18 protein-coding genes are annotated in these 22,425 nt (G+C 70.1%); 4 read left to right on the top strand and 14 right to left on the bottom strand.

What is annotated here, in order from left to right:
• Positions 1 to 198 precede the first annotated feature (198 nt).
• A complete protein-coding gene (locus AC07NG_RS04615; protein WP_494592488.1) occupies positions 199 to 441 on the top strand; it encodes a hypothetical protein in 243 nt (80 codons plus the stop codon).
• On the opposite strand, the gene AC07NG_RS04620 is transcribed toward AC07NG_RS04615, so the two are convergent.
• The 3 genes from AC07NG_RS04620 to AC07NG_RS04630 all read right to left on the bottom strand — a co-directional run bounded on the left by AC07NG_RS04620 (position 438) and on the right by AC07NG_RS04630 (position 2,737).
• Complete coding sequence (locus AC07NG_RS04620) at positions 438 to 956, bottom strand: DUF805 domain-containing protein (protein ID WP_494592490.1); 519 nt, start codon at positions 954 to 956, stop codon at positions 438 to 440. The genes AC07NG_RS04615 and AC07NG_RS04620 overlap by 4 nt on opposite strands.
• 115 nt (positions 957 to 1,071) lie before the next feature.
• The gene (gene cobS, locus AC07NG_RS04625) at positions 1,072 to 2,079 is read right to left on the bottom strand and encodes a cobaltochelatase subunit CobS (protein ID WP_487290473.1); all 1,008 of its coding nucleotides are present in this window, start codon (positions 2,077 to 2,079) and stop codon (positions 1,072 to 1,074) included.
• A 283-nt stretch (positions 2,080 to 2,362) separates the two neighbouring features.
• The gene (locus AC07NG_RS04630; RefSeq protein ID WP_487290474.1) at positions 2,363 to 2,737 is read right to left on the bottom strand and encodes an RcnB family protein; all 375 of its coding nucleotides are present in this window, start codon (positions 2,735 to 2,737) and stop codon (positions 2,363 to 2,365) included.
• A gap of 162 nt (positions 2,738 to 2,899) precedes the next feature.
• Here AC07NG_RS04630 and AC07NG_RS04635 point away from each other — a divergent pair, with 162 nt between their 5' ends.
• Positions 2,900 to 3,655 carry a phosphatase PAP2 family protein gene (locus tag AC07NG_RS04635; RefSeq protein ID WP_494592492.1) on the top strand — a complete coding sequence of 252 codons (756 nt, stop codon included), beginning with the start codon at positions 2,900 to 2,902 and terminating at the stop codon, positions 3,653 to 3,655.
• 97 nt (positions 3,656 to 3,752) lie between these two features.
• Here AC07NG_RS04635 and AC07NG_RS04640 read toward each other — a convergent pair whose 3' ends face one another.
• From AC07NG_RS04640 to AC07NG_RS04670, 7 genes are all read right to left on the bottom strand, one after another.
• Positions 3,753 to 4,844: a DUF2336 domain-containing protein gene (locus AC07NG_RS04640; RefSeq protein ID WP_487290476.1), complete on the bottom strand. Its 1,092-nt coding sequence runs from the start codon at positions 4,842 to 4,844 to the stop codon at positions 3,753 to 3,755.
• Positions 4,844 to 5,572: a hypothetical protein gene (locus AC07NG_RS04645; RefSeq protein ID WP_494592494.1), complete on the bottom strand. Its 729-nt coding sequence runs from the start codon at positions 5,570 to 5,572 to the stop codon at positions 4,844 to 4,846. Before AC07NG_RS04645 ends, AC07NG_RS04640 begins: the two co-directional genes overlap by 1 nt.
• 137 nt (positions 5,573 to 5,709) lie before the next feature.
• Entirely contained in the window at positions 5,710 to 5,991 is a 282-nt protein-coding gene (locus AC07NG_RS04650; RefSeq protein ID WP_494592496.1) for a hypothetical protein, read from the bottom strand.
• Between the two features lie 8 nt (positions 5,992 to 5,999).
• Positions 6,000 to 6,758, bottom strand: coding sequence for an ABC transporter permease (locus AC07NG_RS04655; protein ID WP_492853868.1), 759 nt, complete (start codon positions 6,756 to 6,758; stop codon positions 6,000 to 6,002).
• A gap of 160 nt (positions 6,759 to 6,918) precedes the next feature.
• On the bottom strand, positions 6,919 to 7,650 hold the full coding sequence (locus tag AC07NG_RS04660; RefSeq protein WP_494592499.1) for an ABC transporter ATP-binding protein: 732 nt from the start codon (positions 7,648 to 7,650) through the stop codon (positions 6,919 to 6,921).
• A gap of 154 nt (positions 7,651 to 7,804) precedes the next feature.
• Positions 7,805 to 8,785, bottom strand: a complete 981-nt coding sequence (locus AC07NG_RS04665; RefSeq protein ID WP_494592501.1) for an ABC transporter substrate-binding protein — start codon at positions 8,783 to 8,785, stop codon at positions 7,805 to 7,807.
• 239 nt (positions 8,786 to 9,024) lie between these two features.
• Positions 9,025 to 11,085, bottom strand: coding sequence for a hybrid sensor histidine kinase/response regulator (locus AC07NG_RS04670; RefSeq protein ID WP_494592503.1), 2,061 nt, complete (start codon positions 11,083 to 11,085; stop codon positions 9,025 to 9,027).
• Between the two features lie 248 nt (positions 11,086 to 11,333).
• Here AC07NG_RS04670 and AC07NG_RS04675 point away from each other — a divergent pair, with 248 nt between their 5' ends.
• Both AC07NG_RS04675 and AC07NG_RS04680 read left to right on the top strand, forming a co-directional pair.
• Positions 11,334 to 15,080 (top strand): hypothetical protein, encoded by a 3,747-nt coding sequence (locus AC07NG_RS04675; protein ID WP_494592505.1) that lies wholly within the window; start codon positions 11,334 to 11,336, stop codon positions 15,078 to 15,080.
• Positions 15,077 to 16,828, top strand: a complete 1,752-nt coding sequence (locus AC07NG_RS04680) for a hypothetical protein (protein WP_494592507.1) — start codon at positions 15,077 to 15,079, stop codon at positions 16,826 to 16,828. Before AC07NG_RS04675 ends, AC07NG_RS04680 begins: the two co-directional genes overlap by 4 nt.
• Before the next feature lie 11 nt (positions 16,829 to 16,839).
• Here AC07NG_RS04680 and AC07NG_RS04685 read toward each other — a convergent pair whose 3' ends face one another.
• From AC07NG_RS04685 to AC07NG_RS04700, 4 genes are all read right to left on the bottom strand, one after another.
• Positions 16,840 to 18,918: an ATP-binding protein gene (locus AC07NG_RS04685; protein ID WP_494592510.1), complete on the bottom strand. Its 2,079-nt coding sequence runs from the start codon at positions 18,916 to 18,918 to the stop codon at positions 16,840 to 16,842.
• A gap of 72 nt (positions 18,919 to 18,990) precedes the next feature.
• Entirely contained in the window at positions 18,991 to 21,168 is a 2,178-nt protein-coding gene (locus AC07NG_RS04690; RefSeq protein WP_494592513.1) for an ATP-binding protein, read from the bottom strand.
• Between the two features lie 270 nt (positions 21,169 to 21,438).
• Positions 21,439 to 21,936: a type II toxin-antitoxin system VapC family toxin gene (locus AC07NG_RS04695; protein WP_110133299.1), complete on the bottom strand. Its 498-nt coding sequence runs from the start codon at positions 21,934 to 21,936 to the stop codon at positions 21,439 to 21,441.
• Positions 21,936 to 22,211, bottom strand: coding sequence for a type II toxin-antitoxin system Phd/YefM family antitoxin (locus AC07NG_RS04700; protein WP_494592516.1), 276 nt, complete (start codon positions 22,209 to 22,211; stop codon positions 21,936 to 21,938). The genes AC07NG_RS04695 and AC07NG_RS04700 overlap by 1 nt, the downstream gene beginning before the upstream one ends.
• Positions 22,212 to 22,425 lie beyond the last annotated feature (214 nt).

Here is a 22,425-nt window from a genome sequence, read left to right on the forward strand (position 1 = left end):
TGGGGGGGAGAAGGGACCAAGCTGGCCGTCGCCTCGGAAGCTGAAAACGTCCCCCCTCCGGCCCTCCGGGCCACCTCCCCCAGAGGGGGAGGATCAGCCCTGGGGCCTGGCTTGGTCGGCTAACCGACCAAGCCGCGCCTCGGCTTCTGATATGACCGTTTCTCCGAGGGCGCGGCGTCGTCCCGGGGAGGGGCGGCCATGGTCGAGCGCGACTTCTGGTCCTGGAACGTCGGCTGCGAGGCCTGCGGCACACGCGGGCGCGTCGATCTATCCGAATGGGACGACCCCCTTGCCGAGCCCTACGGCTTCCGGGTCGACGTCGTCTCTCCGGGCTTCGTCGTCAGGCGCTACGGCCAGACCGGCCTCGACACCGCCATCGCCTGCGCCTCGTGCGGCGCGGTGGTGAGGGACGTGCTGGGGCGGCCGGGAGCGACCTCCTAGGCCGCCGGCCCGTAGCGGTTCGCGTCCGCGTCGCTGTCCTTGACCAGCAGGACCAGCAGCAGCACCAGCGAGGCCAGGTAGGCGACGTTGTTGGCGAAAAGCGCCAGGAGCAGGACCATGACCGAAGCCGTCATCTCGGCGCCGCTCATGGCCTGTCCGAACAGGATCGGAAACAGGATCAGGCCGATGGTCAGGAACACCGGCGCGGGCAGGCCCCAGAGAGCCGAGCGACCGCGGTCGTGCAGGCGGCGCGCCACGGCGGCGGCCAGCAGGGCGACCATGGCCAGCACCCACAGGCGCATCGCCCAGAAGAACGGCGCCAGCAACGCCGCATCGTCCTGTCCCGGTTGTGTCGGCCCGGTGAAGATCACCGTCATGATCGTCGAGGTCGTCACGCCGAGCGAGACGAAGCCCAGCGCGAGCACGCTCGCCGCATAGGGCCAGAACAGCCCGCGCCGGTCGCGGCCGGAAAAGCGGGTCAGGCTGGTCAGGTTGTGGCGCAGGGAGGTCAGCATCGGCGGTCCGGTCAAGCTTGAAGCCCAAGGTTTAGGGCCGCCCGCCGTTCGCGCAAAGAAAAAGGCGGCCTCCTCGCGGGGGCCGCCTTTCGATCTTTCCGGACGGGGAGGGCCCTTAGGCCACCTTCACCCGGGCGGCGCTTTCCGGCAGGTCCTGGCCGAAGGCGCGCTGGTAGAACTCGGCGACGGTCGGGCGTTCCAGCTCGTCGCACTTGTTGAGGAAGGTCAGGCGGAAGGCCAGGCCGATGTCGCCGTCGAAGATCTCGGCGTTCTGGGCCCAGGTGATCACCGTACGTGGGCTCATGACCGTCGAGATGTCGCCGTTCATGAAGGCGTTGCGGGTCATGTCGGCCACGCGGACCATGGCCGCCAGGGTGCGCTTGCCCTCGGCGTTGTCGTAGGACGGGTTCTTGGCCAGCACGATGGCGGCCTCGACGTCGTGCTCGAGGTAGTTCAGCGTGGTGACGATCGACCAGCGGTCCATCTGGCCTTGGTTGATCTGCTGGGTGCCGTGATAGAGCCCGGTGGTGTCGCCGAGACCAATGGTGTTGGTCGTCGAGAACAGCCGGAAATAGGGGTTGGCGCGGATCACCCGGTTCTGGTCGAGCAGGGTCAGCTTGCCGCCGGCCTCCAGCACGCGCTGGATGACGAACATCACGTCCGGACGGCCGGCGTCGTATTCGTCGAACACCAGGGCGATCGGGCGCTGCAGCGACCAGGGCAGGATGCCTTCGCGGAATTCGGTGACCTGCTTGCCGTCCTTCAGGACGATGGCGTCCTTGCCGACCAGATCGATCCGCGACACGTGGCTGTCGAGGTTCACGCGGACCAGCGGCCAGTTCAGGCGCGCGGCGATCTGCTCGATGTGGGTCGACTTGCCAGTGCCGTGATAGCCCTGGACCATCACCCGGCGGTCCTTGGCGAAGCCCGCGCAGATGGCCTTGGTCGTCTGCGGATCGAAGCGGTAGGCGCTGTCGATCTCCGGCACGTGGCTGTCGCGATGGCTGAAGGCCGGAACCTTCATGTCGCTGTCCACGCCGAAGGCGTCGCGAAGCGTCACCCACTTGTCCGGGGCCAGGGTGATCAGGGGATCGGCGGCGTGGCTGTCGGTCAGTTCGGGCATGTTTTCCGATTAGCGCTTCGACCCCCGGGAGGGGAAGGGGGAATTGCGTCAAAATCATCCTTCTCCCCTTGCGGGAGAAGGTGTCGGCGATAGCCGACGGATGAGGGGTCTCTCAAACCCATCCGCTCCGCTTCTCCTCCACCGCTTTGCGGGGGAGGCGTAAACGCCGAACGCCGCGACGGCTGAGCAGCTGTCGCGGCGTCCAAGGTCGGTGCGACCCCTCACCCGACCCCGCGCTGCGGGGCCACCCTCTCCCGCAAGGGGAGAGGGATCGGTGGAGTCCTTAGTGGTTGGCGATGATCACCGAGGCGATCAGGCCGGTGGCGACGGCGGCCAGGACGTACTGGTCGTTGACGCGCTGCCAGCGGTAGCCGCGCGGCGGCTGGCGCAGGCCGTGACGGCGGTAGTCCTTCACGTAGTAGCCGTCGCCGCGATAGTGGGCGTCCAGGCGCTGGCCCTTGGCCCAGCGGCGGGCTTCGCGGCGATCGTCGCGACGGTCGTCACGGCGTTCCTGGCGGGCTTGGTCCTTGCGGCCCTGCTCGTAGGCGCGCTGCTGCTGATAGCGGTCGTCGTGACGGGGCTGGGCCATGGCCGTACCCGACAGGGCGGTCCCGGCCAGCAGGGAGGCGGCGACGGCGGTAATGATGAGACGCTTCATGGCGTAGTCCTTTCGTTCGATGTCCCCACCTTAGACAGGTCGTTTTGGACTGGTGATGAACGGCGAAGATCAGGAACGGTTCATGTTTCATTCATGAAATATTGTAGCAATACCTGCGCTATTCGAGTTGCGTCGATCGGCGATTTCACGCGTTGAGTGCGCATGACCCTGAAGCTTCGCCTCAACCCCCGCCGCGACCTGCCCGTGCTGCTCAAGGCCGCCCGGCGCGAACTGGCCGCCACCGCCGCCCTGCTGGTGGCGGGCCTGGGCCTGCTGACCTTCCTGAACATCGCCGACGAGGTGGTCGAGGGCGACACCCGCCGGCTCGACCTGCAGGTCCTGCAGTCCCTGCGTCTGCCGGGCCAGCCGCACCAGCTGGTCGGACCCGAATGGCTGCACACCGCCGCCGCCGACGTCACCGCCCTGGGCTCGGTGACCGTGCTGACCCTGCTGGTGATCCTGGCCCTGGCGGTCCTGGCCAGCCTGCGCCGCTGGGCCGAGGCCCTGGTGGTGCTGGTCGGGGCGGCCGGCGGGGTGGCGATCAGCCAGGGCCTCAAGCACCTGTTCCTGCGCGAGCGGCCCGACCTCGTCTACCGCGCCGTCGAGGCGGCCAATCCGAGCTTCCCCTCCGGCCACGCCATGCTGTCGGCGGTGGTGTTCCTGACCCTCGGCGCCTTGGCCGCGCGGTTTTCGCAGAAACGCCGGCTGAAGGCCCTGGCGCTCGGGGCGGCGGTGTTCTTCTCGGTGCTGGTGGGATTGAGCCGGATCTATCTCGGCGTCCACTGGGCCAGCGACGTGCTGGCCGGCTGGTGCGTCGGCGCCGCCTGGGCCATGGCCTGCTGGCTGGCGGCGTGGGGGTGGTCCAGGTTCTTTCCTTCTCCCCTTGCGGGAGAAGGTGGCGGCGAAGCCGACGGATGAGGGGTTGAAAGACCTCTCCGCAACGTTCTGAGAGACCCCTCACCCGACCCCCGCCTTCGCGGGGGCCACCCTCTCCCGCAAGGGGAGAGGGAACAGGTTAAGCCGCCGCCACGGCCCCGGTCTTCCGCCGCATGCGCCAGAACCGGATCGTTCGCAGGGCGCTTTCGCGGGGCAGGGCGGCGTAGAGTTCGCCATAGGCCTTGGCCTTGCCCATCACCTCGTCCGACGGATCCAGGATCAGCAGGGCGAAGGTCAGGAACAGGGCGCGGTCGAAGTCGGCCGCCTTGCAGACCACGGCCAGGCCGTCGAGCTCTTTGCGCTCGAGGATCTTGCGGGCGGTGTGGAAGTCGATGTCGGCCATGTCCGACAGGGCGCCGAGGAACAGGGTGGTCTGCTTGGCGCGCAGCATGCCGGCCAGGGCCTGGGGCGTGACGCCGCCGCGGGCCTTGATCTTGGCGAACTCGGCCATGGCCGCGTCGTAGTCGGCCGGCAGGGCGCCGTCGCGGGTGGCCAGGCGGTTGCGGCCGGCGGCCAGGGCCGCTTCCAGCACCGCCGGGTCCAGGGCCTCGTTGCGGGCCATGATCCGGTCGCGCAGACGCGCCTCGGCCACGAAGTACATCTCGTTGAGCAGGTCGACCGGCAGGCTCTGGCGGTCGATCACCGCCTCGTGCAGGGCCGGATTGGCCTGGGCGCGGTCGACCACGGTCTCGTGCGCCGCGCGCGACAGTTCCGCGCCCTCGTTGCGGATCAGCACGCCCAGGGTGTCGTCGTCGCCGCGCGCCACGATGGCGTCGGAGACCGCGCTCGACACGCGGGCCCGGCTGGAGATCGCCCGCAGGTGCTCCTGGCCCTGCGTCTGGGCCACGTGCAGCAGGTCGGCGTCCGACAGCGTCGCGGCCCCCGACAGGATCGGGCTGGCGACGGCGATGCTGTCGCTGATCAGGTTGCGGGTCAGGGCCGGCGGCGGGCTGGCCGACTGGCCCAGGCGCTCGGCCAGTTCGACCCGGACGGCCTCCTCCATCTCGCCGGCCAGCTGGCCCATGACCTGGTCGAACAGGCCCATCTCGACGGCCCCGTGGTCGTCGGCGGTGAAGAACAGGTCGGTCACCCCGCGCAGCAGGTCGCGGCGGCGGGCGCTGGACGGCTCGTCGGCGAGGGCGATCAGGTCGTGCAGCCGCGATTGCAGCATCAGAGGTCGCTCTCCTCGGCGGTCTTTTTCTTCTTGGTCGGCGCGTCGCGGCCGGCCTCCTGGGCGGCCTCGGCCAGCCACGCGGCCGAGCCGTGGTCGGCCTCGCCGTCATCGGCGGGGGCGGTGGCGACGGCGGCCGGGTCGACGGCCATCAGCACGGTGTTGGGCGGGCCGGGGGCCTCGATGCGGTCGGGCGTCAGGCCGAACATCCGTCCGACCGAATAGGTGCGCGGGGCCAGGCCGTCCGGCGCGCGGGCGTTGGCGGCGTAGGTGGTGGTCTGGGCCTGCGGCAGTGGCGTCTGGGCGGGCGGACCGCCGGCCAGCTCGCGCGGCGCGGCGGGGGCGGCTGGCGGGATCGGGGCCGAGGCCACGGGCGGCGAATAGAGGCTGGTCGGCAGGGCGCCCTGCTGGGGCGCTTGCTGGACGGCCTGCGGAACGGGCGGAGCGTAGACGGGCGCGGGAGCGGTCCGCTGCGGGGCGGGCGCGGCGTTGGCGTAGCCGGCCCAGGCGGCGACCGGCGCCGGACGACCGTTGGCGCGGGGGTCCTGGGCGTCGGGCGCCGGGGCGGCGGCCTTGCCGGCCCAGCTCAGGGTCGGACCGGCGTAGTCGGCGCGGGCGGCGGTCTCCGCGCGCTGGCTGCGCGGCCCGTAGCGGCTCTCACGTGCGTCCTCCGCGCGCGCCGGAAGGGCGACGCTGGCGAGCAGCAGCAGGGACAGAACGAGGCGCATGCCGGTCCGGACGTGGGTATTGCAGTCTGCAACCCTTAGCCGACGCCGCTTAATCCCCGCCTAACGGCGTGGCTCCAGCGTCGGGCGTGCGACATTTTGGGTGGCGGTTGCATGAAGCAGCGCGGTGGTAGGCTGACCTAGTTGGCGACGACGCAGCGATACTCACGGGCCGGATTGGATTGTTTCAACCCGGCTATGGCTTTGAGGCATTCGCCGTGGTCATCGATGTATCCGAATATTAGTCCAGTGCGTTCCCACTCACCGGTGAGGTTGCGCATTTCAATCCATTCGTCCGGCGTTTCCCCGACGGGGTTTCGTTCGATTTGCCGGGACAGCGCATCATATCCTGAAACCTTGTCGGTCTTTCCGCACGACGCCAGCACGGTCGCGAGCGCGACCCCAACAATCTGCCGAAACATCTTGAACCTCATCGCCCCCGCCACCACGCCAGCAACCGCCGCTCGGCCGCCGCCAGGGCCGCGTGCAGAGCAACGCCCAGCAGGGCCAGCACCGCCAGGGCCGCGAAGCCGCGCGCGGTCTGCAGGCGGTTGAAGCTTTCCAGCATCCGCCAGGCCAGGCCCTGGCTCGAGCCCGAGCCGGCCACGAACTCGGCCGCCACCGCGCCGACCAGAGCCAGGCCCGCCGCCACCTTGATCCCCTCGAGGATCGCCGGCAGGGCCGAGGGCAGGCGCAGCCTCACCAGCCGCTGCCAGGCGCTGGCGCCATAGAGGTCGAACAGCCGCGAGAGGTCCGGATCGGCCGCCTTCAGGCCCGCCACGGCGCCCGAATAGATCGGGAAGAAGGCGATCACCGCCGCCAGCGCCGTCACCGCCCGGCCCGGATGGTCGATGCCGGCCCAGATCGTCACCAGCGGCGCGATGGCGATCACCGGCGTCACCTGCAGGATGGCCGCGACCGGCCGGAAGGCGTCCTCGACCACCGGCCGCAGGGCCGCGGCGAAGGCCAGGGCCAGGGCGACGAGGGCGGCCAGGACCAGCCCGGCCAGCGCGGTGGAAAGCGTGCCCCAGGCGCTGAGCGCCAGCAGGGGACCGGCCTCGACCAGGGCCTTGGCGATCTCCGACGGGGCCGGCAGCAGATAGGCCGGCACGTGCAGGAGGCGGCAGGCGCCTTCCCAGGCGGCCAGCAGGAAGGCGATGAACAGGACAGGGGCGAGGAGGCGGGTCATGATCCTGCTCCCCGTTTTCTTTCATTGTCGTCCCGGCCGAAGGCTCGCGCAGCGGGCCGCAGAGCCGGGATCTCGCACGTTTCAGCATGCGGCCGCGGTGGGAGATCCCGGCGCTTCGCTACGCTTCGGCCGGGACGACAATGGTGTTTTGAGATTGGAGTCACCGCCCCGCCTCCAGCAGCGCGGAAACCGCCTCCACCGTCTCGCGGAACGCCGCCGTCGTCCGAAACCCCGCCGGCCTTGCCAGCGGCCCCTCGACCACGACCTCGCCGGCCACGACCCCCGGCCCCGGCGTCAGCACCACGACCCGGCCGGCCATGTAGACGGCCTCCTCGACATTGTGGGTGACGAACACCACGGCCGGCGACAGGTCGGCGCACAGCGCCAGCACGTCGTCGGCCAGGGCGCGGCGGGTGATCTCGTCCAGGGCCGCGAACGGCTCGTCCAGCAGCAGCAGGCGCGGCCGGGTGACCAGCGCCCTCGCCAGCGAAGCCCGCATGGCCATGCCGCCCGACAGCTGGGCCGGCCGCGCGTCCTGCGCCCCGTCGAGACCGACCTGCGCCAGGGCTTCTCGCGCTTTGCCGCGCGCCTCCCGCGCCGGAACGCCCGCCAGCTCCAGCGGCAGGGCCACATTGGCCGCCGCGCTCATCCACGGCGCCAGGGTCGGCGCCTGGAACACCACCGACGTCTCGCCCTTGCCCGCCGCCCGGGCGACCCTCCCCCGCGTCGGGTTTTCCAGCCCCGCCAGCAGCCGCAACGCCGTCGACTTCCCACACCCCGACGGCCCCACCAGCGCCACCACCTCGCCGGCGGAAAGCGCAAGGTCGATCGGCCCCAGGGCGCGACCGCGCGGGTAGTCGACCTCGACGGCGGAAAGAGCGGCGATGGTCATCACCCCTCCCGTTGGCGGATGGGGGAGGGGCGGGGGTGGGGGTGACTACGGCGGTCGATGGAAATCACGCCGCGTCCGGTCGGACCGCCGCGCCACCCCCATCCCCGGCCCTTCCCCCATCGAGGGGGAAGGGGGCTTGCGCGCAAGCCCGCCATCACTTCGGCAGGAAGCTCAGGCTGTAGGCCTTCTTGTAGTCCAGGCCCTTGTCGTAGACCCCCTGGTCGGCCGCCACCTGGAAGAACTCGGCCCACCGCGCGTCGGTCATGGCGCCGATCCCGTCCTTGGGCACGATGCCGTAGGAGCGCATCTTGTCCCGGGCCTGGTCGAGCAGGTCCTGGGTCATTTCGGGGTTGTCCTTGAGGATCAAGGCGTCGCCCGGCTTGGCGTCGCCGTAGAGATAGCTCTTCCAGCCGGCCGCCAGGGCGTCGCTGATCGCCTGCACCTGGGCGGGCTTGGCCTGGATCATCGCGTCGCTCACCAGGGCGAACGACGCGTAGGCCGGGTAGCCGTCGTCGGCCAGCAGGAACACCGCCGGCTTCTCCCCGCCGGCCTTCTCGATCAGATAGGGCTCCGAGGTCGCATAGCCCTGCTGGATCAGGCTCTTGTCGGCCAGGAACGGCGCGACCGAGTAGTTGTACTTGCGCACCTGGGCGTCGGTGAAGCCGTGCTTGGCCTTCAGCCACACCCAGAAGGCCGTCACCGAGGCGTCCGACAGCAGGATCGGCCTGCCCTTCATGTCGGCGATGCTGGCGAAGCCCTGGCCGGGGTGGGCGATCAGCACCTGCGGGTCCTTGTCCATGTAGGCGGCGACGGCTTTGACCGGCACGTTCTCCTTGGCCAGGTTCAGCACGATGAAGCTGTTGGAGCCGACGCCGATGTCCACCGCCCCGGTGGCCAGCAGCTGCGGCACGTTCACCCCAGGACCGCCCTGGACGATGCTGACGTCCAGCCCGCGCTTGCTGAACTCGCCCGTCGCCACGGCCTGGTAGTAGCCGCCCAGCTCGGCCTGCGCCCGCCAGTCGGTGGCCAGCTTCAGCTTGGTCAGGCCGGGGGCGGCGTCCTTCTTGGCGGGCGAACAGGCGGCGGCGAGCGCGGCGAGGCCGGCTGCGGTCACGGCGCGGCGCGAAAAGGTCATGACGGATCCCCCGGTACGATGCGGCGCGGAGGTTAGCGGGGGCGGGAGAAAGGGGGAAGGTCGATCCTTCTCCCCTTGCGGGAGAAGGTGGCGGCCGAAGGCCGACGGATGAGGGGTCTCTCAGGCTTGAGACGCCTCTCCCGGCCTGACCGCTGCTTGCAGTGTTGAGGTTTGAGAGACCCCTCACCCGACCTCGCTCCGCGAGGTCACCCTCTCCCGCAAGGGGAGAGGGAACGGTGTCAGGCCTCCAGCCAGCGCCCGATCTTGGCGTACAGCACCTCGCGCTGCACGGGCTTGGCGATGTGGTCGACCATGCCGGCGGCGAAGCAGCGTTCGACCTGCTGGGGCAGGGCGTCGGCGCTCATGGCGATGATCGGGACCTTGCCTGCCGCGCCTTCCAGGCCGCGGATGGCCCGGGTGGCGGCCAGGCCGTCCATCTCGGGCATGTGGATGTCCATCAGGATGATGTCGAAATGGCCGCGCGCCGCCGCCGCCAGGGCCTGGCGGCCGTTCTCGGCGGTCTCGACATGGCAGCCGGCCAGGCGCAGCAGGCCCACCCCGATCTCGCGGTTCATCGGATGGTCGTCGACCAGCAGGATCCGCGCCGCCCGGGGATCGCGGGCGGCCTCGGGCGGCGGCGCGGCCACGGGTTCGGCCTCGGCGGCCGGCAGTTCGAACCAGAAGCACGAGCCGTGCCCCGGCGCGCTGTCGGCCCCGATCCGCCCGCCCATCAGCTCGACCAGCGACTTGCTGATCGCCAGCCCCAGCCCCGCGCCGCCGTAGGCCCGCGTCGCGCCGCTGTCGAGCTGTACGAACCGCTGGAACAGCCGCGCCTGGTCCTCGATCGGCACGCCCACCCCGGTGTCGATCACCTCGAAGCGCAGGCGGTCCTCGACCTCGCCGGGCTCGATGACCAGCCGGGCGACGATCTTGCCGCGCTCGGTGAACTTCACGGCGTTGTTGAGCAGGTTCAGCAGCACCTGGCGCAGGCGCAGGGCGTCCAGGTCGTGCAGGCCCTCGACCGGATCGACGACGTCGATCTCGACGCTGAGGTTCTTGCCCTCGGCCTCCGACTGCACGATGCCGACCGCGTCGTGCAGCACCGCGCTGGCCGAGGCCGGCTGCAGCAGCAGCTCGACCTGGCCGGAATCCACCCGCGAGACGTCGAGGATGTCGCTGACCACGGTCAGCAGGGCCGCGCCCGCCGTGTCGATCATGCCCACCTGCCGCTGGGCGTCGGCCGGCAGGTCCTCGCGCCCGGCCAGGAGCTGGGCGAAGCCGAGGATGGAGTTCAGCGGCGTGCGGATCTCGTGGCTCATCGTGGCCAGGAACTCGGTCTTGGCCTCGGCGGCGGCCAGCGCCCGGGCCCGGGCCGAGCGGGTCAGCTGCTCGCGCCGCACCAGGAGGCGCCGCAGCCGCTCCTGCTGGGCCAGGGCCAGGCCCGCCGCCAGGGCGGTGACGAACACCACCGTGACGAAGCACTGGATCAGCCGGGTCATCTGCGGCGGGTTCCACGGCGCCAGCAGGTGGCCCTGCCAGATGTTCCACACCCCCAGCGGCAGGGAGACGACGGCGATGGTCAGGGCCGCCTCGGCCGCCCCGCGCGGACCCAGCCGGAAGGCGCAGAGGATGGCGGCGGGGAACAGCACGAAGGGCAGGGGCGCGCGGGTGTCGTGGAACACCGCCGCCGTCAGCACCGCCATCAGCAGGAAGAGGCCCGCCCGCTCGCCGGCCGAGCGGTGGAAGGTGCGCCGGTGCTCGGCGTCGATCAGCACCAGCACCGCCGGCACGATCAGCGCCATGCCCAGGGCTCCGCTGACGAACCAGTCGCGCCACACCCCCAGGAACGGCTGGTGCTCCAGCAGGCTCAGCAGCCCGGCCGCGACCCCGGCCGTGACCGCCACCACCGGGGCGATCACCGTCACCAGCAGGGCCAGCTGGCGCATGGTCCGCACCCGGGGCGGTCCGCCGAAGGCCCGCCGCACGGCCTCGCGCGCGCCCCAGGCCTCGGCCAGGTTGACGGCGGTGAAGATCAGGGCCCGCTCCGGCGCGTCGCCCAGGGCCAGGCAGACAGTGACATGGGCGACCCCGACCACCACCGTCAGGATCAGCCGCCGGGGCGGCCCCAGGGCCATCAGGCCGACGGCCAGCAGGGCGGTGCAGGGCCACAGGGCGGCGATGCCGTAGGGGCCGCGGGTCAGGGCGTCGCTGAACAGCTGGGTCGCGACGAAGGCGAGCGCCAGCACGACCAGCAGCGTCGTCTGTCGCCCCGTTTCCTGTAAGGCGGCGCTTCGCGTCATCCTGTTCCCGTTCCCCCGGACGGAAAACTTACGCCGAACGGCGGTTTCAGTTTCGGCAGCAATGAACTCTGTGACGCTTTGCCGCAATCCATTTCAGTAGCGTCGACTACCCGACGAAGGGGTGTTGGCGACGGCTATCCCTTTGATTGGCAACACTTAGCTATCGTATAAATTGCGTATATGCTTCTAGTTGCTCTATAGCTGAGCTTCGGGTCAAACTGGCGTTGCACCAGGGTGGCGGGGGCCAGATGAGTGAGAACACCGGCGGGGCGGTCGCGAAGGTCGAGAAAGACGACGATCTTCCGGCCGGCGAGATCGTCGCCAAACTGTTCGGAGAACAGATCGAGCGGCTGAAGACGCTGCTCGAATCCAATGAACTCAACACGGTCTGCGTCGACGGCCTGACGGAACTGGGCTGCCCGCGGATCGTCGCGCCGACCGTGTTCGCGGGCGTCAAGGTGCTGGCCATCAAGGCCATCGAGCTAGGGCCCGACCTCGCCAGCCAGTCCATCCAGGCGGGCCTTCTGCGGCTCATGGCGCGCATTCCGGCGCTGGACCGCCTGTTGCGAATGCTCACCCGGGTTCTCGGCCGCTTCGAGGACAAGGCCAAGCTGCGTCAGGCGATGATCGACGACATCAAGCGGTCGGGCCTCACGCCGTTCGGCATCAAGGTGAACCAGGTCACGCCCACGGAGGTCGTCGAGGCGCTCCACGCGGAGGTCGATCAGCACAAGCTGACCCGCAGGTTCGAGGATCTGCTCGGCCAGCTCGCGGCCGTGCTGGAAGCGCGGATCAACGACCTCGCCGAGCTGCGCCTGAATTGGCCCGATACGGTGGGGACGACCGCCAGCGTCATCGACACCCTGTACTATGGCGCGCTGCACGACGATTTCGTCGGGCGCGACGAGGAGATGGCCTTGCTCCGGGCGTTCCTCGGAGACCCGGACGACGTGACGGCGCGACCGTTCTCCTGGCTGCTGGTGGCGGGGCGCGGCGGCGAGGGCAAGAGCCGCCTGGCCTTCGAACTGGTGCGTTCCTCCCGCGTCCGCTGGCGGGCGGGGCGGCTGGTGGAGGCCGATCTCTCCTGGCTGCTGAACAGCAACTGGCGGCCGCGGAAGCCGACACTGATGGTCATCGACTACGCGCTCGATTGGCCGGTTGCGCTCAAGCGCCTGCTGGCGGCCTTCGCGCAGCGCTGTGTCGACTTCGAATATCCCTTGCGCGTCCTGCTGATCGCGCGGGAAGGCGGCCGCTCGCTCGTCGAACAACTGGTGGGGCCGGGAGGCGAAACCATCCGGCCGCGCCTCTACAAGGCCGCGGGTTGCGAGAAGGGCGTCCTGAGCCTCCAGCCCGTCTCGCGCGAAGCGGTCATCGGGCTGATGCAGCGCCGCCTCCGCCAGCACGTCGAGGATCTGCCGCCCGACGACCTGCTGATCGTCGCGGCCAAGCGGCTGGACCAGGCGACGGCGCTGGGCGAGCGGACCCCGCGTCCCCTGTTCGCGGCGATCGCCGCCGAAGCCCTGGCCTCGATGATCGCCGATCGCGGCGGGCCGGGGTCGAAGGGCTGGCAGGAACTGGTGTTCCAGATCGAGAAGGACCAGACCCTGGCGGGGCTGATCCAGCGCGACCGTCAGCTGTTCTGGCGCCAGTCGTCGGCGAGCGACCCGCTGACCGAGACCCAGCGCGAGATGCTGCACGAGAACCTGCTCTGCCTGTCCACGTTCACGCTCGGGCACGTGACGCAGGACGAACTCGACGAAGCCATCAAGGACGTCACGCTGGCCGCCAAGGTGCTGCCCTCCTTCGCCCTGGGCTCCTACGCCTTCGACGGCGAGCGCTTCCAGCGCATGACCAGCCGTTCGAACCATGAAACCCTCGGCGCGCTGGAGCCCGACATTCTCGGGGCCTTCTTCGTGCTGCAGAGGCTCGACCCCGAGCAGCACGAACTGACCCCCAAGCAGCGAAGTTTCCTGGTCGATACGGCCTGGCGGGCGGCCGCGCGCGACGCCGCCGCCTTCGTCCGACGCACCTTCAGCGACTTTCCGATCCGGGTCGCGGCCTGCGGCGACCTGCTGCCCTCGGCCGGCGTCGCGGACGCCTGGGTCATCGAGCTGCTCCGGTCGCTGATCGCCGACCTCGGCGCGGCGGCGCGCGTGCTGGTCAAGGAGGCCGAAAGTCCGGGGCTCACCTCGGGCCACCGGCAGGCCCTGGCCGACGAGCACCTGCGCCTGGCCGGCGAGGCGCTGCGGCTGGCCTCTCGCCTGAAGCTCTACGCCGCGCCGATCGAGGCTCTCGGCGAAGACGTCCTGACCTCCATCGCTACCGCCCTGAAGGAAGCCGCCTACGTCGCCAGCACCGCCTATCGCAAGGAGCTGGTCGAGAGCGACCCGCGCTATGCGCCGCAGTTCCTGGGCAGCAGCGTCATCGAGCCGCCGCAGATCGCCTCGCCGCTGTCCGACACCTTCAACGCCGCGGCGACCTTCTTCACGGTGGGCTCCAGCGCCGACATCATCGGCTTCGCGCCCCCGCCGGTTCCCGCCGCGTCGGGTTCCGATCAGGCCTGTCCCCGCCGCGAGACCATCCAGGAGGTCATGCGTCTGGAGGAGGAACTCCTGGCGCTGCGCCCCGCCGCGGAAATCCGCGCGACGCTCCTGACGGCGGAACGCGACCTGATGTTCGTGCTCGACGCCCTGGGCGACTTCGACGCGGTCGGGTCGATCGTGCAGCGGGCCTGGCAGCGTTTGCGGGAAGAAGACGACGAAGAGGCGCTCTTCTGGATCATGCGCCATCTGTCAGGGTACACCTATCTCAACGCAGAGAGGTTGCGAGACAAGAACGACGAGGCCCAGCTGCCTCGTCTCGAGGAAGTCGGCGAGGCCATCCAGAAGCTGCCTCAGCCGCTGTTGGCGCGTCGAAAGCCGCAACAGCCGCTCATGACGACCCTATTGAATCTCGCCTATGCCCTGCCCGAGCAGTCCGCCCTCAGTGTGTCCCTGGCGGATTTCATCTTCCGACTGACCAAGCAAGGAACGGCGACAGTCGATTTCGCCTTTGGCCTTGCGCAGCTTTCCATTCACCGTCTCTGGCTGACCCTCAATCCCGCTTTCAATGGAATGGCGGCCGACCAGGTCCAGGTGACTATGTCCTCCGAGGAGCGGGAGAGCCTCGAAGAATGGCTGCCGGCGGTTTGTGAGACGCTCAAGCGCGGCCTCGTCGGCGATCCTTCTCAGGCTGGATTGGCGGAGAGCGAGAAGAGGGCGAGGTTCATCCATACCCGCATTCTGTGCTTGGAGGTCGCTCTTGGAAGCTTCTCGGGCGCCGGGGAAGAAGCAGACGCATATCTGGCCGACTTCCTGGCTCGGGCGCAGTCCGATGGCATGGATTGGATCGAGTCTGAAGGCTCGAATCTGATCGGCCAGGTCGGCAGCTTGCTTGCCGGCATGAAGACCCACGCGTCCGCCGATCTTCGTCTGAAAATTCTGGAAACCATCTGCCAAGGCGAACCAGCAAGCGTGATCCGAGGTCTGGCGTACGCTCTCTATGGGCTGGTTCCCCACATCGGAGAGATTCCGGAAGAAACGGCTGAATTCCTGCGAGGGGTTTTCACGCGCGTATTGCTCGCCCCCGACCACATCGTCACCGGCGACACGCACAGCCTGCATGAAGTGGTCGCCGATGCGGTCGTGGCCATGTGCGGGCAGGCCTACCTGAAGGGTGACGTCGCCATGCTGAGGGCTTGGAGCGGCCTTTTCGAGCTCGATTGCGGAGAGTCAGATCGGAAGCTCGATGCGCAGCGACTACACGCGGTGTGTTTGCGAGCTCCGTTTCTCGCCCCCGAAAAGTTGCGCCATGCCGCCGCCCTCGTTCTTGCCGGCAAGCCCGAACAGGACCTCTCGCCGCTCTGTGCGACCATCGCCGTCGTCGCCGACCAGAGAGGCGACACCATGAGTTTGGACCTGATCCTCAAACACATTTCCAAGCAGGCCGCGCAATGAGCCTTCCATCAGAACTCTATCCCGATCAGCGCCTCTTCTTCGTCTTCAGTCGGCTTCTGTATCGCGCCACGAGCGAGGAGCGATGGGGAGACGTCGCCGATATGGTCGGCCGCCTGGATCCCGTCGTTGGGCGACTGGGCCAGAAGCACGCCACGCTTTTCGCGGACTTGTCCTTCCAGTTGGCGCGGTCCTGTCCCGCGGACGAGCCGATGAAGTATTCCCTCATCGAAGTGGCCAACCGGTACCAGAGCTACCGGGGGCCGCAGGCCCCTCCCGCCCAGGGCAGCGGACCCATCGCCGAAGCGGAACCGCCTCGCGGCGAGATGTCGCATCCGAGCACCCTGCGTGTGGGTGAAGTGGTCGAGAGTGAACAGTCTCAAAAAGACATCAATTCGATCATGAGGCGTCAGCCCCAGTTCGCGCTGGCGGTCGAAAACCTGCGGATCGCCTGGTCGTGCGAGACGGTGTCGTTCGCGCCCGGGTGGCGCCTGATCGAAGCCATGGTCGTCGATGAAGAGACGATTCCGATGGCGGCCAAGGCCTTCATCATCAGCGACGACGAACTCGCCTCGATCAGTCCGTCGGCGGGGGCGTTTCTCGAACTGGGCCAACGTGGAAGCCTGGCCTTGGAGACTCCCGAACTGGCGGCGGACTATGTGCGCGCCTGGGTGGCGCTGTTCGAGGTCAACGACGCTGGCCGCGCGGGCGCGGTGCTCGAACCCGGTCGCGCAATACCCTTCTCGCCCGACCTTCCGGCCGAAGGGCGGGATCTCCTCCGCGCCGCCGTTCGTCCGCTGGAAGTCCAGGCCGTGGATGACGGCTATCTGGCGACCGGGACCATGTGCCTGTTCGGAGAGTTCTATGAACTCATCGCGCGTTTGACGCCGAACGGCCGCGTTGACCTGACCGCGTCCAAGCCGCTCGAGGTTGCGGGTCTGTCCGACTTTCTGCCGTCTGGGGAGCGGCCGCTGTTCGAGCACCGGATCAATCCCTTCGGTTGGCGCGTGCTTCGACGCTGCCGGCGGCAGTCCGATCTGGACGTCTGGCCTTCCCGCCTGCCGGACGACGCGCTTCCAGCGGAACAGCGTTTCAAGACGGTCGTATCGCCCGTGGATATCGAAACCTTCGCCGGCTTGCCGCTGCGCGCGATCGCGGGAGACGAGCAGGCCAGGCTGCAACGGGCGCAGGAGGCCGTCGTGGCGGCGAACGGCGGAACGCCCTCGGGGGATCGAAGCCGGATCGCGGACCTGGTCTTCCTGCCTGGGGCGTCCCTGATCCTGGTCGCCGTCGAGGGACGCGACTATCTGACGCCCGCCTTCGCCAACGACGAGCGCGCGGAACTGGCGATGGCCGAAAAGGGCTGGCTCTACACCTTGGTGCGGGCCTCGGACCGACGGCCTTCCACGGAGACAGCGACAACATTCATCCGCCTGTTCCTGGCCTTCGTCATCGGGCCGCACGGGCGGTTCATCCTGCTCGAAACCATCGACAGCGCGCCTTGGTCGGACACGGCGACCCAGGCCGATCGCGAGCGCGTCTCCAGCGTCGTCTCCCCGATCAACTTCTTGGGAAAGACGGCCGAAGAGGATCTGCTCTACTCGTTCTTCGTCGCCTTCAAGACGGCCGTGTTCAGGGTCACCTGTCGCCTGAAGCCCAACTGGGAGGTCGAGTTCCGGGAGAACGACATGGTGCTGACGGACCTGCCGTTCCGGGGGGGACCCGCGATCGACTTCGTGGTTCGCGAGTAACCGCAGGCCTCCTAGGCCGCCGCCGTCTCCCGCCCGATCCACTGGTTCAGGGCCGTGATCAGCGCGTCGCGCTGGATCGGCTTGGCGACGTGGTCGACCATGCCGGCCTGGCGGCAGCGTTCGATCTGGTGGGGCATGACGTCGGCCGAGAGGGCGATGATCGGCACGCGGGCGGCGGGGCCGTCGAGGGCCTTGATGGCGCGGGCGGCGGCCAGGCCGTCCATGCGCGGCATGTGGATGTCCATCAGTATGACGTCGAAGCCGCCGTCGGCGGCGATGCGCACGGCCTCGTCGCCGTCCTCGGCGGTCTGCACCGCGCAGCCGGCCAGGGTCAGCATGGCCGCGCCCAGCTCGCGGTTCATCGGATGGTCGTCGACCAGCAGCACCCGGGCGGCGGCCTCCTGCTCGACCCGGGCGGCGTCGGCGGCGCGGGCCGGGACGGCGGGGACGGTGAACCAGAAGGTCGCGCCCTGGCCCAGGGCGCTGTCGATGCCGATCTCGCCGCCCATGCGGGTGACCAGGGTCTTGCTGATGGCCAGCCCCAGGCCCGCCCCGCCGAACGCCCGGCTGATCGAGCCGTCGGCCTGGCTGAACCGTTGGAAGAGCCGGTCCTGCACCTCGGGGGCGATGCCGATGCCGGTGTCGGCGATGGTGAAGCGCAGGCGCTCGGCGCCGTCCCCGCCGCTCTCCAGGGCGACCGTCGCCCGCACCCCGCCGCTGGCGGTGAACTTCACGGCGTTGTTGAGCAGGTTCAGCAGCACCTGGCGCAGGCGGGCCGGATCCAGGGCGTAGTCGCCGGCCCCCTCCAGGTCGGCCTCGACCGACAGCGACAGGCCCTTGGACTGGGCCGACAGGGCGATGATCGAGGCGGCGTCGGCCAGCAGGGCGGCCGGGTCCACGGCCTCGGGCCTAAGCTCGACGCGGCCGGCCTCCAGGCGCGAGAAGTCCAGAATGTCGTCGACGATGGTGGCCAGCGAGCCGCCGGCCTGGGCGATCAGCTCGAGCTTGCGGCGGCCGGCGGGAGAGAGGCCGTCCTCGGTTTCGGCCAGCAGGCCCGCGAAGCCCAGCACGCTGTTCAGCGGAGTGCGGATCTCGTGGCTCATGGTCGCCAGGAAGTCGGTGCGGGCGCGGCCGGCGGCCTGGGCGCGGGCCCGGGCGGCGCGGGCGGCGGCGCTGCGGCGGGCCATCAGGGTCTTCAGCCGCGCCTCCTTGTAGAGCGACAGGGCCGCGGCCAGCGAGGTGAAGAACACCGTGGTCACGAAGGCCTGCACCATGCGGATGCGGTCGACCTCGTCCCAGCGCGGGGCGATCCGCGCCACGCCGTCGCTGCCGATGGTCAGGGGGGCGGTGACGGCGATGATCACCACGGCGCTCCAGGCCGCCCCGCGCGGCCCCAGCTGGAAGGCCGCCAGCATGGCCGCGGGGAAGATCAGGAACGGCATCGGCGTGCGGGTCTTCAGGAAGGCGAAGGTGGTGACCGCCGCCACCAGGCCGTACAGCGCCAGCCGCACCGGCAGCGGCCGGCGGAAGGCCAGGTCCGGCGTGCGGTCGAGGATGATCAGGGCGGCGGGCAGGGTGATGATCATGCCCATGCCGTTGGCCGAGGCCCAGCCGGAGAAGAAGCTGGCCAGATTCGCCCCGACCAGCGGCGCGGTCAGGCTGGCGCCCACGGCCGCGGCGGTCAGGGTGATGGGCAGGATGGCCGCCACCAGCACCAGGGCGTGGCGGACGCTGCGGATCGAGGCCCGGGGGCCGCGCAGGCGGCGGATGACGGCCACCGCGCCCAGGGTCTCGGCCATGTCGCAGGCGGCATAGATGACGATGACCAGCCACGGGTCGCCGGCCAGGTGGTGGACCACGGCGTTGGTGGCCAGGGCCAGGCCCAGCATGATCCGCCGCTGCACCGGTCCCAGGTGCAGCAGGGCCGCCGCCAGTATGGCGTTCATCGGCCACAGCGAGGGCATGCCGTTGGAGTCGCGGGTCAGGAGGTCGCTGAACGCGAACGAGATCACGAACGCCGCGGCGAGTCCGGCCAGCCGCAGCCACGGCGCGGCGGCGCTCTCACGTCCTGGTGCGGATGTTGCGTCCAAGGCCCCGTATTCCCCCTCCGGTCGCGCGGGCGGCCGGGTATCCCCATCGATCACGCCGAACCGGAAAAAGGGTTAAGGCAGAACGCTTTTTCCGTATGCGGCCAAGTTCTGCGACGTTCCGTCGCGCTCCGGTTGCTCCGGCGCCCGGCGCTCGCCCTCGCGGGCCTTCTTCGGCCCCTCGGCCAGGGCGCGCGACACGGCGGCCATCAGCTCCTCGCGACGGATCGGCTTGGGCACGTGGCCGTCCATGCCGGCGGCGCGGCAGCGGGCCACCTGCTCGGGCAGGACGTCGGCGCTCAGCGCCAGGATCGGAGTGGCGGCGGCCGGCCCGTCGAAGGCGCGGATGGCGCGGGCGGCGGCCAGGCCGTCCATGCCCGGCATGTGCACGTCCATCAGGATCAGGTCGAAGCCGCCGCTGCGGGCGGCCTCCACGGCCTGGAAGCCGTCCTCGGCGGTGAACACCTGGCAGCCGGCCAGGGTCAGCAAGGCGTCGCCCAACTCGCGGTTCATCGGGTGGTCGTCGACCAGCAGCACGCGGGCGGCGGCCGGGGCGGGCAGGGCCTCGTCGGCGGTTTCGACGGCGGCGGCCGGCTCGGCGGTCAGGGCGATGTGGAAGGCCGCGCCGGCCCCAAGCGCGCTCTCCACCCAGATCGTCCCGCCCATCTGGCCGACCAGCGCCTTGCTGATCGCCAGGCCCAGGCCCGTGCCGCCATAGGCGCGGCTGATCGAGCTGTCGGCCTGGGAAAAGCGCTGGAACAGGCGCGTCTGCACCTGCGGGGCGATGCCGATGCCGGTGTCGGTGACCGAAAACCTCAGGGCGCCGGTCTCGGGTCCCACCACCAGCCGGGCGGCGACCTGGCCCTGGGTGGTGAACTTCACGGCGTTGTTGAGCAGGTTCAGCAGCACCTGGCGCAGACGGGTCTCGTCGAGGGCGAACAGCGCCTCGGGATCCTGCCCGCCCAGCGCCTCCACGGAAACCGTGACGGCCAGGCCTTTTGCTTGGGCCTCCGGAGCGATGATGGCGGCGGCGTCGCGCAGCAGGGCGGCGGGCGAGGTGGGCTCCAGCGCCAACTCCAGGCGGCCGGCCTCGACCTTGGCGAAGTCCAGCAGGTCGCCGACGATCTCGGCCAGCGAGCGGCCGGCGCGGCCGACCAGATCCAGGCGCCGGCGGTTCTCGGGCGACAGGGCGGCGTCGTCGGCCACCAGGCCGGTGAAGCCGAGGATGCTGTTCAGCGGGGTGCGGATCTCGTGGCTGATCGTGGCCAGGAACTCCGACTTGGCGGCGTTGGCGGCCTGGGCGCGAGCTTGCGCGGCGCGGGCGGCGGCCTGGCGGCGCACCAGCAGGGCCGAAAGCCGCGCCTGGCGGCTGAGGGCCAGGGCGGCGGCCATGCTCACCGCATAGAGCACGACGTGGAACAGCAGCAGGTGGCGCATCGGCTCGGCGGCGGCCTTGGCGTCCAGCCCGACGATCGACAGCACCGCCGGAATGGCCGTGGCCAGGGCGATCATAACCGACAGGGCCGCCGCGCGCGGACCGCCCCGGAAGGCCGCCAGCACCACCGGCGCGAGCACCAGCACCCGCAGCTGCGGCGGGCCGGTGAACACCAGCCAGGATATGACGCCGATCGCGGCCAGGCCGAAGGTCGGCTCCAGCCAGCCGCGCACCGGGAAGGCCTCGGCGTGGCGGCGGTCCATCAGGATGAGTATGGTCGGCAGGGCCACGGCCACGCCCAGCACGTTGCTGGTGGTCCAGCCGCTCCAGCCGGTCCAGAAGCCGCCGCCCTCGGCCAGCGAGGCCAGGCCGTTGACGCCGATCGAGGTCACGGCCGTGAACACCGCCGACACCAGCGTCAGCACCAGCAGGCCGCGCATCCCCCGCACCCGTCCGGGCAGCCGCAGCAGCCGCAGGGCCACGGCGGTGGCGGTGATCTGCACGGCGTCCAGCGCCGTCACCGCCACGGCGAAGGCCGACGACTTGCTGGTCAGCAGGCTGAGCGCCAGGTGCAGCAGCGTGCACACCACCAGCAGCCCGACGCCCCGGCGGCGGTCCAGCACCAGCAGCCCGGCGATCAGCACGGCGTTGGCCGTCCAGATGGTGGCGATCTCCTGGGCGGCGCCGGTCAGGAACAGGCTGTAGGCCATCGACGCCAGATAGGCGATCGTCAGCGCCACGGGCCGGCGCCAGCGGCGCAGGGCCGATCGGCGCGCGTCGGCGCGATCGATCGCGATGTCGAGGCGGTCGGTCCCCACGATACTCCCCAGCGCGCCCGGGGCCGAAGAGGGGGCCAGGGGCGCGGTCTGGCCGTACAATGCGGACGAAACGTCGGTTTTTGGTTAAGTGCGCCGACGCCGGGGAGGTTGCGAGGCGGACTTCCAAGGGATTGTCATCCCGGCCGGAGGAGCGCGCCAGCGATCCGTAGAGCCGGGACTTCCCACGCCGGACGGATCAGCGGTGCGAGGTCCCGGCGCTCCGCTTCGCTACGGCCGGGATGACAAATGAGGGGCGGCGGGGCCGCTCCCTCACCCCCGTACGAACAGGTTCCGGATCCACTGCGAGCCGGCCTTGGCGGCCTGGCCCCAGTCCTCGTCGTCCTCGACCGCGTCCTGGGCGTAGCCCCAGGGGTTGAACACCTTCAGCCGGGCGACCTTGAAGGCGGCGACGTCGCGGGTGACCAGGGTCAGGCCGTGCTCCAGGGCGGTGGCGGCCAGCAGGGCGTCGCGGGGGTCGGCCAGGGGCACGCGCGAGCGGGTTCGCGCCACGGCGGCGTCGACGGCCAGGATCCGGCCCTCGAAGGCTGGACCCACCTGCTCGTCCAGCCAGGTCCGCAGGGCCTTGCCGGCGATCTTGTCGCGTCGCTCGGCCTGGGCGACCTCGGCCTCCAGCTCCAGCAGGGTGATCGCCGAGATGAACAGGCCAGAGCGCGCCACGCCCGCGGCCCAGCGCGCCAGGCCCGGATCGGTGCGCCCGGCCCTGGCCCCGCGCAGCTCCAGCACGATCTCGGTGTCGAGCAGGTGCATCAGCCGCGTCCCGGTTTCGCGGGCGGCCGGCCCCAGGCGGCCGACGACCTGGCGGGCTTGGCCTCGGCTCCTGAAGGCCGGGGCGGCGCGGGCTCGTCCATGGCCAGCAGGTCGACGATGGTCTCGGCCTGGCCGGCCAGCTTGCGATAGGCCTCGACGCTCATCAGCACGTGGGTGGCCCGGCCCCGGTCGGTGACGAACACCGGCTCGATTCTCGCCGCGCGCTTGGCCGCGCTGACATCCTGATTGAGCTCGCGGCTGGTGACGACCTTCATGGCTTCAACCTGGAATGACAGGGCTGTCGTATAGGTACGTACCTACATAGTGGCGTTCGGGCAACGGATAATTCGCCAGCGAAAACAATCGAAAGCCGCGCGGCCGCGATCAACCTCCGACGCATTGCGCATTGGTCAGATCTCTGCGCGGCATGGGGCCCAAGGCAGAGGCGAAAAACCGGCTTGCCGCAAAGAACGATCCTAGGGGGAACGA

It is taken from the genome of Caulobacter sp. GW821-FHT10C03 (assembly GCF_059415485.1).